The following is an 11,010-nucleotide window of genomic DNA, read 5'->3' as shown; positions in this document are numbered from 1 at the left end:
CGCGGCTGATGTCGGAACGCCGGCCACTGTGGCGGAGTCCGTTGACCGAACGCCGGCATCTCTTTTGGAAATGCTGCATCGGCCATGAGGGCGCTGACGCGCGTCATGTCGCTCTTAGCGCCCGGAGCCGCACGGCACCAGCCCAGATCCCGCCACAGTTTTGGCGATTGCAACCATGCCGCGCAGGCGCGTTAACGAGGCCGCTGCATCGGCAAGTGTTCCTTAAGCGTCGCCGTACCGCCTCGACAATTTGCCTCAATGTTTCCACAATCCGGCTCTGAATCGGCTTGGCTTCGAGCAGGAGAACCCCACATGCGGATCATCCCAATGATCTTCGTCGGTTCGCTGGCTGCCCTCGTCTCCACGGCAGCGCCCGTACTGGCGAAGAATTCTCAGACGCCCAATTCCCGCACACCCCAGGCCGACGCGCAGGCCACCTCGTCCTCACCCTGCCGCGCCTACCAGCAGGATCCGGACGGGACCTGGAAGGAGCTGCCCTGCCAGGGTCAGGGCCAGGCAGCGGCCGCGCCTCGCCGGCAGCAGTCGGTGACCAATACGCCAAGCAGCACCGCGCGGTAGTTGGCGAGACCTGAGACAGCCGGGGCCGCACCCCGGCTGCTTTCGTTCTTGAGATCAGTTCAGTAAGGCGGCGCCTTGCGCGCCCGCTGCTCCCGGCCCGCTTCGACCCACCACAACAGGTCATCCGCAAAGCGCGGAAACGCCTGCGCAAGCGCGTCGCCGGAATCGCCGGTGGGCTTGCCCTCGGCCGACAGCGCCTGCCCGATCGGTCCGACCGCCAGCGTGCTCGACACCACGACCATGCCCATCTCCGACAAGGTGCCATGCCAGGCCGTGGCGGCGCGCGCGCCCGACAGCCGCCCCGCCGAATAGCTGGCGATCGCCGCAGGCCGCCAGAACCATTCCTCGAGGAAGTGATCGGTGAGGTTCTTCAGCCCCGGCTGCATGCCCCAATTGTACTCGCCGGTCACGAACACGAAGCCGTCGGCGGCCCGGATCTTGGCCGCGAGCTCGGCCATGGCGGCCGGCGCCTCGCCGGGCTTGTATTCCTTGTACATGCGGTCGAGCATCGGCAGGCCGACCGCCTGGGCGTCGATCAACTCGACCTCCTGTCCCTTGCCGCGCAATCCATCCACGAGGAATTGTGCGAGCCGGATGCCCATCCGGTCGGAGCGGTAGGAGCCGTAGAGGACGAGGATGCGATTGCTCATGGCGGGCAACTCCTGGCCGGACGATCCGTGCCAGTCTACCACGCCCGCGATGTCATCGACGCATCAGTGTCATTGAGGATCGGCATCGCGCCGCGGGTCGGTCCGATGCCGGCCGGCGGCGCGTCGTTTGGTGTAGCTCGGCGCAGGCTTCAGCGCGTCACCGTCGCCGAGGCGGAGCGTTCGGACGGCCGGCCGAACACGCTGCGGCAGCCGTCGCTGAGGCTGGCGCGCTGCCTGACCATGCAGGCGATGATGCGCTCGCGGTCGGGGATCTCCGACGAGCACAGCCGGAACACGTCGCCGGTGCACAGCCGCCGCTGGTCGTCCTCGGTGAAGGCATGGCCCGCCCGCGGGCCGGCGACCATCGCGAGCGCGAGCCCCGCCATCGCCACATTCAAGTTCCGCATCCTGAACAGATGAGTTCGCATCAAGGTCCCCAATTCGCCCGCTGTTTGTCCGGTTCGATCGCCGGTTCGATTCCGGTTCACCCGCTGCTTTCGCGCCGCCGCGAAGCAGTTGCCGCCGCAGAATCAATGATGACACAGGGCTGCGCGCCTTCAACACGCGGTCGTCTCACTGCACCACTATTTTGCCGGCTGTTGCATCCGCGACTCCATGACGAGCATCGGAACCTGCGAGACGCCGCCAAATTGTCATTGGGCGAACGCAATCCGGCCCAGCCGCGCCCACACTGTCGCGGCGTAGTGACGACGAACCGATGGTGCTTCGGGCCATCGCACCCTCAGTCGATGGTTGGGAGTCGAGTCATGGCGTACACGATGATCGCCGAGCGGGAGCAGCAGAAGATCCGCAAGCAGCGCGAAAGCGCGCTGATCGTGATCGCCAATGCCCAGGTCATGGAGGCCGAGGGCTGGCAGGTCGTCATCACCGACGAGGACGGCAACACGCTGCCGCTGGCCGAGTTCGAAGCCACGCTCTCGCAGAAGTTCTCGTCCTGGTACAAGCCCAAGTCGCGCGCTGTGGTGCCGACGACCATTCCCGGGCCGAACCTGTTCGCCGAGCCGGCCAATGACGACGCCGCACCGGAAGCCGTGGTCGCGGCCGAGCTCGCGGCCGAGCAGGCCGAGGCGGCGACGGTCGAGGTTCAGGAGGTCGCCGAGGACGATTTCGAGACGGCCGAGACCGCCAACGCGATCCCGGCCAAGGATGACGAGCGCGAGGAGATCGCGCTCGTGACCGAAGAGATGGCCGGCTAGCCGCTGCCGCGCCGCAGCAACGGGCTTACTCCCCGCCTTCGTAGAACAGCTCGAGCGGCAGCCCGACCTGCGCCTTGCCGATCCACTCCCGCGCGATGATGTTGGACGGCCCCATCGCGATCGCGGCGCGGGCGTCGCGGAAGGCGCGCTCGATCGGGCCGCGGTGGTAGCCATAGCCGCCGGTCACCGTCAGCGCCGTCGACGCCACCTTGTTGGCGACCTCGGCCGCGTGCACCTTGAACTCGGTCAGCGGGATCAGGATCTCGCTCTGCGGCTTGCCGGCGCGCCACAGCTCGTCGAGCTTGTGCGCGAGCTCGATCCGCCACGGGCGCAGGCTCTCGACCAGCACCTTGGCCGTGCCGAGCTCCTGGCGGATCGCCTGGTAGTCGGACAGGCTCTTGTTGCGGTCCTTGTGGACGAAGCCGGTGGTGTGCGCGACCGCCGCATTGAGCACGCCGCGCGCCAGCCCCTCCCAGACCGCGCCGAGGCCGATCAGGTAGACCGGCGAGACGCCGTCATAGATGATCTCCTTGCCCTGCCCCTCCGCGCCGAGCCGGTCGCGCTTGGGGACATGCACGTTCCTGTAGCTGATGGGGCCTGAATGGTTGGCGCGCACGCCGAGCGCCTCCCAGGGTTTTGACTCGATGCCCTCGGCCTTGCCGTCGACGATGAAGAAGATGATGTCGGCCTGGTCCTTGGCGCCGGGGGTGCGGGTCTGGGCGACGTAGAAGTCGGCCTGGCCCGAGCTCGTCGTGAACGACTTGTCGGCGTTGAGGCGATAGTCCTCGCCGTCGCGCGAGGCCTCCGACAGATTGTACCACCAGTGCCCGCCGGTGGCGCGCTCGCTGGTCGAGTAGGTCCCGAGCAGCCGGCCATTGTTCGCCTTCAGCCAGCGCTCCTTCTGGTCGTCGGTGCCGAACAGGTTGATGGTCTGGGCGGCGCCGACATGCATGACATAGACGAGGCCGGTCGAAGCGTCGGCCTGGCCGATGCGGTAGGCGGCCTCCGCAAAGTCGACATGGCCGAGCCCGAGCCCGCCGAGACTGATGTCGTTGAGCGCGCCGGTCCAGCCGGCCTCGGCGAGCGCCAGCAGGTTCTCGCGGGGAAAGCGGCCCTCGCGGTCGTTGCGGTCGGCATTGGCCTTGATCACATCGGCCACGACGGCGTCGAGCTGCGGATACGGGCTGTCGTCGATCTTGCGTGCGGCAGTGCTGGTCGCCATCAACGGTCTCCTCTTCTTCCGATAAAGTCAGGCCACGGCCTGGGTTGTCTCAGCCGCCGCAGTGGCGCCGCCGAGATAGAGATGCTTGATGTCCGGGCGCTGCCGGAGCTCGCGCGCGGGGCCGGCGAGCACGCTGCGGCCCCCCTCCAGCACGACGGCGTGGTCGGCGAAGCGCAGCGCCACGGTGGAGTTCTGCTCGGCCACCAGGATCGACAGCCCCTCCTCCGCATTGAGCCGTTTCAGCGCGCGGAAGATGCCCTCGACCACCAGCGGCGCGAGCCCCATCGACGGCTCGTCGAGCACCAGGAGCCGCGGCCGCGACATCAGCGCGCGGCCGATCGCCGTCATCTGCTGCTCGCCGCCGGAGGTCAGCCCGGCCACCGAGCGGCGGTGGCGGGTGAGTTGCGGAAACAGCGCATAGACACGCTCGAGGTCGGCATTGATCTCGCTGCGCCGCGCATCGCGGCCGATCGCGCCGGTGATCAGATTCTCCTCGACGCTCAGCGAGGCGAAGCAGTGGCGGCCTTCGAGCACCGGCACGAGACCGGCGCGCACCAGCTGCGCGGCCGAGGACGACGACACGTCGCGTCCGTCATAGATGATGCGGCCCCCGGTGATCTGGCCCCGCCGGGCCGGCAGCAGCGCCGAGACCGCCTGCAGCGTCGTCGACTTGCCCGCGCCATTGGCGCCTAGCACCGCCACGATCTCGCCGGCGCGGACCGCAAACGACACGTCGCTGACCGCGCGGATCGCCTGGTCATAGGTCGCGGCCAGATGCTCGACCGACAGCAGCACGTCGCTCATGATGAGAACTCCTTCACTCCGCAGAGTGTCGCCGGGACTTGCTTTGCGGCCGTCCCTCGAGACGCACGCCTGCGGCGTGCTCCTCAGGACGAGGTCCGAATTCGCGGGAAACTCCGAACCTCATGGTGAGGAGGCGCGCAGCGCCGTCTCGAACCATGAGGCCCCGATCGGTGCGCGGGAGCATCGCCCCCGCGCATGGTCAACTTACTGCCCCACCGGATCATCACCCGAGGTGCGGATCTTGATGCCGTGCTCCTGCGCGTAGGCCGTCGAGGACTTCTCGATGATCGGCCGCAGCGCCGCCCAGTCCGGCGAGATCCAGTCGGAGACGACCTTCCACTTGGCGCCGTCCCACTGCTGGAAGGTCACGCGGCCATTGCCCTCGTGATTGTCCCAGGTGACGTTGATCGAGTGGAACAGGCCCTTGGCGCCGAGCGCCTCGACCCGCGCCGGATCGAGCTGGAGATGCTCGAATCCCCAGCGCACCTCGTCGCCGGTCAGGGTGCGCTTGCCGAACTTCTCCTGCGCGATGCGGACCGCCTCGACGTTGAGGATGCCGTTCACGATGCCGAGATTGTGGTAGACGCTGCCGATCCGCTTCTTGTCGTCGAGATTGCCCTTGCCGGCGCCGTAGACGGTCTTGATGACCTCCTGCAGCACCGGATATTCGGCGCCCGATGCCTGCGTCGTGATCGCGACATAGCCCTTGGCTGCGTCGCCCGCGGGGATCACGTCTTCCTCCGAGTTGGACCAGACATTGCCGATGATGTGGTCGACCGGGAAGCCCACTTTCTGCGCCGTCTTCAGCGCCACCGGATTCATCACGCCCCAGCCGCGCAGCACGACATAGTCGGCCTTGGCGCGGCGGATGGACAGCCATTGCGACTGCTGCTCGTTGCCGGGATGCGGCACCTCGATCTGCTCGAGCTCGAAGCCGTATTTGTCCGCGAGCAGCTTGTAGATCGGGATCGTCTCCTTGCCGTAGGGCGAGCCGTGATACAGCACGACGAGCTTCTTGCCCTTCAGCTTCTCCGGGCCGCCTTCGCGCGCGGCGATGTAGTTCACGATGCCCGAAGTCTCGCTATAGGGATTGAGCAGCAGCGGGAACACGTAGGGGAAGACGCGGCCGTCGGTGGAATCGGTGCGGCCATGGTTGATGGTGATCAGCGGCACCTTGTCCTTGCTGATGCGGTCGATCATCGCATACGCAATGCCCACCGAGAGCGGATTCCAGGCGGCGACACCCGGCCGGCTCTTCAGCCGCTCATAGACCTCGACGCCGCGCTCGACCTCATACTGCGTCTCGCCCTCGTCCCAGGTCAGCTTGACGCCATTGACGCCGCCGTCACGAATGTTGACGAGGTTGAGATAGTCGATGAAGCCGCCGAAGAAGCCGGTGCCGCCAGCGGCGTAGGGACCGACGCGATAGCTCTGCAGCGGGAAGAACTGCTCGTCGGCTCTTGCCGGCGATGTCAGCGCCGGCAGGCTGGTGGCCAGCCCGAGGGCGAGCACCGCGCCCATGGTCAGTCTCCTGGCCAGCTTTGCTTGTCTGAACGTCGTCATCATGATTCTCCTTCTGGTGTGACTGTTTCAGGACCGGGTTGAACGGAAGCGGCGAGTCGCAGCCACCGCGCGATCGATCAGCGCGACGAGGCCGCGCGGCTCGGCGATCAGGAAGGCGATGATCAGCGCGCCGATGACGATGCGCTGGCTCATCTCGAGCACGCCGGAGTCGAACAGGCTGCCGAGCACCGCGGCTCCGAGCCGCGACAGCAGCAGCGGAAAGACGACGATGAAGGCCGCGCCGATGAAGGCGCCGCGCAGCGAGGCGAGCCCGCCGATGATGATGATGAACAGGATCTGGAATGAGCGATCGAGGTTGAAGCCGGCCGGCTCGACCGTGCGCAAGTAAGCGAACGCCCAGAGCACACCGGCGACGCCGATCAGGAACGAGGAGACGCCGAACGCCAGCAGCTTGGTCCGCAACAGCGGCACGCCGATCACCTTGGCCGCGACCTCGTGATCGCGCACCGCGATGAAGTTGCGCCCCGTCTGCGAGGCGAGCAGCCGCGCCGTCAGCGCGGTGGCGATCGCGACTGTTGTCAGCGAGAACACATAGCGGCCGGTTGCCGAGGAGAATGTCAGGCTGCCGATGCGGATCACCGGCGCGTCGATCACGCCGGACGCATTGTCGTTGGAGAACCAGCCGAACTTCGTCAGCGCCCACTGCACGAAGAACTGCGCCGCCAAGGTCGAGACCGCGAGATAGAAGCCGCGCAGCCGCAGACTCGGCAGGCCGAACACGATGCCAACAGCGGCAGCGATGCCGCCGGCCAGCACGAGGTTGGCGAGGAGCGGCAAGCCCGGCAATCTCAAGTTGAGATTGTAGGCAGCATAAGCGCCGACCGCGAGGAACGCCGCCGAGCCCAGCGACACCTGGCCGGCATAGCCGGTCAGCACGTTGAGCCCGACCGCCGCCAGCGCCAGCGCCAGGAACGGCGTCAGCACCGCGTCCATCAGATAGTCGGAGCCGATCAGCGGCACGAGGCCGTAGCCGAGCAGGAGTAGCAGGACGAGGCCGGCGACATTGGCCGTCAGCCACGTCGATCGTGCGGGCGCCGAAGCGGTCTCGGTGATCACCGTCATCACACCCTCTCCACCAGCTTCTGGCCGAACAGGCCTGATGGCCGCACCAGCAGCAGCGCCAGCGCGACCACATAGGCCGCCCAGGCCTCGATGCCGCCGCCGAAGAACGGTCCGACATAGACTTCGGCGAGCTTCTCGATGGCGCCGATCAGCAGGCCGCCGACGATCGCGCCGGTGATCGAATCGAAGCCGCCGAGCACCAGCACCGGCAGCGCCTTCAGCACCACCAGCGACAGCGAGAACTGCACGCCGAGCCGCGCCCCCCACAGCAGGCCCGCCACCAGCGCGACGATGCCGGCCGCGGTCCACACCGCAGCCCACACCCGCGGCAGCCGCAGGCCCACGGCGAGCGCGGCGAACTGATCATCGGCGACGGCGCGGAAGGCGAGGCCGGTCCGGGTGTAGCGGAAGAACAGCGTGAACAGCGCGACCAGGCTGCCGGCGACGCCGGCGGCGAACAGGTCGAAGCGGCTGATGAAGACACCGCCGATGTCGAACGGGATGTCGCTGACGCCGATCTCGAGGCCATGGACCTGCGTGCCCCACAACAGCTGCGCCGCGCCCTCGATGACGTAGGACAGGCCCAGGGTCGCCATGAACAGGGTGATCGGCGGCTGGTTGATCAGCGGCCGCAGCACCGTGCGCTCGATGGTGATGCCGAGCAGCACCATGATGGCGAGCGTCGCCAGCAGCGCCAGCGCGAACGGCGTGCCGCGCTCGACCAGGCTGACGAAGGTCAGCGCCGCGAACAGCAGCATGGCGCCCTGCGCGAAATTGAGCACGCCCGAGGTCTTGTAGATCAGCACGAAGCCGATCGCGACCAGCGAATACATCACGCCCGAGAGCAGCCCGCCGACCAGCACTTCGATCAGGAATTGATAGTCGAACATCAGATCGCGAGCTCCGTTTCGTCCTCATGGGCGACGCCGAGATAGGCATCGATGACCGCCTGGTTGGCGCGGATCTCGGCCGGCGGTCCGTCGGCGATCTTGCGGCCGTAGTCGAGCACGGCGATGTGGTCGGACAGATCCATGACGATGCCGATGTCGTGCTCGATCAGCACGATGGTCGTGCCGTAGCAGTCGCGCGCGCCGCGCACGTGCTGCGCCAGTTCCTGCTTCTCGCTCAGGGTGACGCCGGCGAAGGGTTCGTCCAGCAGCAACAGTCTTGGACGCGCGACCAGCGCGCGCGCCAGCTCGACCCGCTTCTGCAAGCCGTAGGGCAATGTGCCGGCGATGCGGTCGCGCACCTCCTGCAGATGCAGGAAGCCGATGACGTCCTCCGCGGCGGCGCGGTTCTCGGCCTCGATGCGACGCGCCAAGGGCGTACCGACGACCTGGCGGATGAAGCCGGCCCGCACGCGGTGCGCCAGTCCCATCAGCACATTGTCGAAGACGGAGAGCCCCTTGAATAAAGCAAGGTTCTGAAAGGTGCGGGCGACGCCATGGCGCGCGAGCTGCGCGGTCGGCACCTGCCGGAACGCATGATCGCCGAACCAGACCTCCCCTTGATCCGGCCGGTAGAGCCCGCTGACGACGTTGAGCAGCGAACTCTTGCCGGCGCCGTTCGGACCGATCACGGCGCGGATCTCGCCCTCCGCGACATCGAGATCGATATCGCGGAGGGCCGCGAGACCGCCGAACGACAGCGAGATGTTGGCGAGCCGCAGCACCGCACGCGCCCCGTCCGCGACCGGTGCCGATGCGCCGGACGGCTCCGCCGCGAGCACCTGACGCGCCGTTCCCGGCGCCCAGGTCTCCAGCGCCAGCACGTCCAACGGAGTGGTGAGCCCGCTCAACAGCATTGCCGTGCCCTACTCCGCCGCCTGGACGCGCACGCCCGCTTTGGCCGCAGCCTTGGCTTCCAGCTCGCGCACCAGCGGGATCACATGCTTGCCGAAATAGGCGACCTCCTCCTGGAAGTGCAGGAAGCCGAGCAGAATGAGATCGACGCCGACGTCCTTCAGCGCGACGATGCGCTCGGCGATCTGCTGCGGCGTGCCGATCAGATTGGTCTTGAAGCCGTCATTGTACTGGACGAGATCCTCGAACGTCGATTTCGCCCAATTGCCCTCACGCTCCGGAGACGCCTTGCCGGCATTCGCCACCTCATGTGCGAAGGCATGCACGGCGTCGGGGTTGGCGTGATCGATGATGTCCTTGAGCACGGCCTGCGCCTCGGCCTCGGTGTCCCGTGCGATCGCAAACGCATTGACGCCGATCTTGACCTTGTGATTGTTGGCCTTCGCCTTGGCTCTGATATCGTCGACCTGCGCCTTGATGCCGTCGACCGAATTGCCGTTGGTGAAGTACCAGTCGGAGACACGCGAAGCCATGTCGCGCGCCGCGCGCGAGCTGCCGCCCTGGAAGATCTCGGGCTGCGGATCGATCGGCTTCGGCTTCAGCGAGTAGTTCGTGAAGCGGTAGAAGTCGCCGCGCAGGTTGAAATTGTCCTCGGTCCAGATGCCCCTGAGCGCGCGGATGAACTCCTCCGAGCGGCGATAGCGCTCGTCATGATCGAGCCAGGGCTCGCCGATCGCCGCGAACTCGCCGCGGAACCAGCCGCTGACGATGTTCACCGCCACGCGCCCTTCGGTGAGATGATTGATGGTGGCGATCTGCTTGGCAACCACGGCCGGATGCCACGGCCCCGGCAGGATCGCCGCGATCACCTTCAGCTTGGTCGTCGCCTCGAGCAGCGCATGGCTGAACGAGACCGATTCATGCTGATACTCGGCGCCGTAGCCGGCGGTGAAGCGGATCTGGCTGAGCGCATAATCGAAGCCGGAGGCCTCGGCGATCTGCGCCAGCTTCTTGTTGTAGCCGATGTCCCAGCTGGTGCGCTGCTCGATGTTGGAGATCACCAGGCCGCCCGAGACGTTGGGCACCCAATAGGCGAACTTGATGGACGAATCCGTGGTCGTCATGTGCTTTCCTCACTAGTCCTGATCGTCATGAACACCGCGCCGCCTCGATGAGGACGGCCGCCGGCGTCTGCGCTGCCGGCTGGCAGCACATCTCGGTTGGCTTGGCGATATGGCTCGATGAGCAGGCCGCGCCTGCCGATACCGAGGCGTCGATGCGCCCCGGCCGTCATGTCACAAGATCAACAGAACCAGGCGCAGACCGTGCGCAGCAGGCTCCCATGCGTGCGCGCAAGCGCATCAATGGAGTCGTTGCCGTTGTTGCCGATCATGCAAATCCCCTCTGTCAATCACCGTTCGACCGACGCATGAAGTGTCGCAGAGAAGCGCTGAGCCAGCGAGTCCAAGACCGTCTCTTTTTGGACGAGGAGGTAAAACCGTCTTCCGTAGTTTGGCCCGACGTGGATCAATCTTGCTTTCGGCCGTGTTTCGGTTCCGTGGACCGGAGACTTCGTCGTCGGAGACGAACTAATAGAAACAAATCCCGGTCGTCCGCTCGTCGGGCCAATCTCGAAAAAAGAAGAACAGCACTGCCCGTCGGGCAAATCAGTACGAATTCTTCCAGGATCCTCGAACATCTGGAGGTTGAAGGCAGCGATCCAGCGCTGCGCGGAGAAGCGATTTTCTCCAGGCGCATCAGGCTGATTTGCCCTGTCCAGTCCCGCGGCCAAAAATATTCCGCTTTTCCTAAAGCAGGTTCGATGCTCTCCTGGCGCCATCTCCCGCTCGCAAGAGGGACGGTTCGCGGTCGTCACGGACGTGGAGCGGGAGGAGCGGTGAACGCGATGGCAGCGCAGCGCATTCTTGCGCCGACGAACGTTGCCGTCACGTACGGTCAAGTCGCGTGGTCCTGGCATCCCGACGCCGATGCCCCCACGGTGGCGCGCGGAGAGGCGCGTCATCGTGCACGGTGACCAGAACGCCCGGCGCACCGGGGAGCGCGCGAAGCAGCCGTTAAGATCGCCGCGC

General features: G+C 66.5%; 11 protein-coding genes and 1 pseudogene. 2 read left to right on the top strand and 10 right to left on the bottom strand.

Annotated features, from left to right (window positions below; translation table 11 throughout):
- The first annotated feature begins 312 nt into the window (after positions 1 to 312).
- On the top strand, positions 313 to 579 hold the full coding sequence (locus tag BRAS3809_RS30315; RefSeq protein WP_008965837.1) for a hypothetical protein: 267 nt from the start codon (positions 313 to 315) through the stop codon (positions 577 to 579).
- Positions 580 to 638: 59 nt separating this feature from the next.
- Here the strand turns inward: BRAS3809_RS30315 and BRAS3809_RS30310 are convergent, their stop codons facing one another.
- A complete protein-coding gene (locus BRAS3809_RS30310; RefSeq protein WP_008965836.1) occupies positions 639 to 1,229 on the bottom strand; it encodes an NADPH-dependent FMN reductase in 591 nt (196 codons plus the stop codon).
- Positions 1,230 to 1,378: 149 nt separating this feature from the next.
- Positions 1,379 to 1,636, bottom strand: coding sequence for a hypothetical protein (locus BRAS3809_RS30305; RefSeq protein WP_240535806.1), 258 nt, complete (start codon positions 1,634 to 1,636; stop codon positions 1,379 to 1,381).
- Between the two features lie 360 nt (positions 1,637 to 1,996).
- Between BRAS3809_RS30305 and BRAS3809_RS30300 the strand changes: the two genes are divergently transcribed.
- Positions 1,997 to 2,446, top strand: coding sequence for a hypothetical protein (locus tag BRAS3809_RS30300; protein ID WP_008965834.1), 450 nt, complete (start codon positions 1,997 to 1,999; stop codon positions 2,444 to 2,446).
- A 25-nt stretch (positions 2,447 to 2,471) separates the two neighbouring features.
- Here BRAS3809_RS30300 and BRAS3809_RS30295 read toward each other — a convergent pair whose 3' ends face one another.
- The 8 genes and pseudogenes from BRAS3809_RS30295 to BRAS3809_RS36275 all read right to left on the bottom strand — a co-directional run.
- A complete protein-coding gene (locus tag BRAS3809_RS30295) occupies positions 2,472 to 3,668 on the bottom strand; it encodes an acyl-CoA dehydrogenase family protein (protein WP_008965833.1) in 1,197 nt (398 codons plus the stop codon).
- Positions 3,669 to 3,695: 27 nt separating this feature from the next.
- Positions 3,696 to 4,472, bottom strand: a complete 777-nt coding sequence (locus tag BRAS3809_RS30290) for an ABC transporter ATP-binding protein (RefSeq protein WP_008965832.1) — start codon at positions 4,470 to 4,472, stop codon at positions 3,696 to 3,698.
- 204 nt (positions 4,473 to 4,676) lie between these two features.
- The gene (locus BRAS3809_RS30285; RefSeq protein ID WP_008965831.1) at positions 4,677 to 6,035 is read right to left on the bottom strand and encodes an ABC transporter substrate-binding protein; all 1,359 of its coding nucleotides are present in this window, start codon (positions 6,033 to 6,035) and stop codon (positions 4,677 to 4,679) included.
- 27 nt (positions 6,036 to 6,062) lie between these two features.
- The gene (locus BRAS3809_RS30280) at positions 6,063 to 7,118 is read right to left on the bottom strand and encodes a branched-chain amino acid ABC transporter permease (protein ID WP_008965830.1); all 1,056 of its coding nucleotides are present in this window, start codon (positions 7,116 to 7,118) and stop codon (positions 6,063 to 6,065) included.
- Positions 7,118 to 8,008: a branched-chain amino acid ABC transporter permease gene (locus BRAS3809_RS30275; protein ID WP_008965829.1), complete on the bottom strand. Its 891-nt coding sequence runs from the start codon at positions 8,006 to 8,008 to the stop codon at positions 7,118 to 7,120. Before BRAS3809_RS30275 ends, BRAS3809_RS30280 begins: the two co-directional genes overlap by 1 nt.
- Positions 8,008 to 8,922: an ABC transporter ATP-binding protein gene (locus BRAS3809_RS30270; protein WP_008965828.1), complete on the bottom strand. Its 915-nt coding sequence runs from the start codon at positions 8,920 to 8,922 to the stop codon at positions 8,008 to 8,010. Before BRAS3809_RS30270 ends, BRAS3809_RS30275 begins: the two co-directional genes overlap by 1 nt.
- Positions 8,923 to 8,931: 9 nt before the next feature.
- On the bottom strand, positions 8,932 to 10,044 hold the full coding sequence (gene sfnG / locus BRAS3809_RS30265) for a dimethylsulfone monooxygenase SfnG (RefSeq protein WP_008965827.1): 1,113 nt from the start codon (positions 10,042 to 10,044) through the stop codon (positions 8,932 to 8,934).
- Between the two features lie 287 nt (positions 10,045 to 10,331).
- Positions 10,332 to 11,010: pseudogene (locus BRAS3809_RS36275) on the bottom strand (hypothetical protein); the annotation flags it as partial.

This window comes from Bradyrhizobium sp. STM 3809 (assembly GCF_000239795.1).
Classification (GTDB): Bacteria; Pseudomonadota; Alphaproteobacteria; order Rhizobiales; family Xanthobacteraceae; genus Bradyrhizobium.
This window is presented reverse-complemented; position numbering and strand designations above follow the sequence as displayed.

What these genes read in the sequence shown, in the direction of transcription:
- BRAS3809_RS30275 (WP_008965829.1), bottom strand. Translation starts at nt 8,008, where the DNA reads ATGTTCGACTATCAATTCCTGATCGAAGTGCTGGTCGGCGGGCTGCTC.
- BRAS3809_RS30270 (WP_008965828.1), bottom strand. Translation starts at nt 8,922, where the DNA reads ATGCTGTTGAGCGGGCTCACCACTCCGTTGGACGTGCTGGCGCTGGAG.
- BRAS3809_RS30315 (WP_008965837.1), top strand. Translation starts at nt 313, where the DNA reads ATGCGGATCATCCCAATGATCTTCGTCGGTTCGCTGGCTGCCCTCGTC.
- BRAS3809_RS30295 (WP_008965833.1), bottom strand. Translation starts at nt 3,668, where the DNA reads ATGGCGACCAGCACTGCCGCACGCAAGATCGACGACAGCCCGTATCCG.
- BRAS3809_RS30290 (WP_008965832.1), bottom strand. Translation starts at nt 4,472, where the DNA reads ATGAGCGACGTGCTGCTGTCGGTCGAGCATCTGGCCGCGACCTATGAC.
- BRAS3809_RS30300 (WP_008965834.1), top strand. Translation starts at nt 1,997, where the DNA reads ATGGCGTACACGATGATCGCCGAGCGGGAGCAGCAGAAGATCCGCAAG.
- BRAS3809_RS30280 (WP_008965830.1), bottom strand. Translation starts at nt 7,118, where the DNA reads ATGACGGTGATCACCGAGACCGCTTCGGCGCCCGCACGATCGACGTGG.
- BRAS3809_RS30285 (WP_008965831.1), bottom strand. Translation starts at nt 6,035, where the DNA reads ATGACGACGTTCAGACAAGCAAAGCTGGCCAGGAGACTGACCATGGGC.
- BRAS3809_RS30305 (WP_240535806.1), bottom strand. Translation starts at nt 1,636, where the DNA reads ATGCGGAACTTGAATGTGGCGATGGCGGGGCTCGCGCTCGCGATGGTC.
- sfnG (WP_008965827.1), bottom strand. Translation starts at nt 10,044, where the DNA reads ATGACGACCACGGATTCGTCCATCAAGTTCGCCTATTGGGTGCCCAAC.
- BRAS3809_RS30310 (WP_008965836.1), bottom strand. Translation starts at nt 1,229, where the DNA reads ATGAGCAATCGCATCCTCGTCCTCTACGGCTCCTACCGCTCCGACCGG.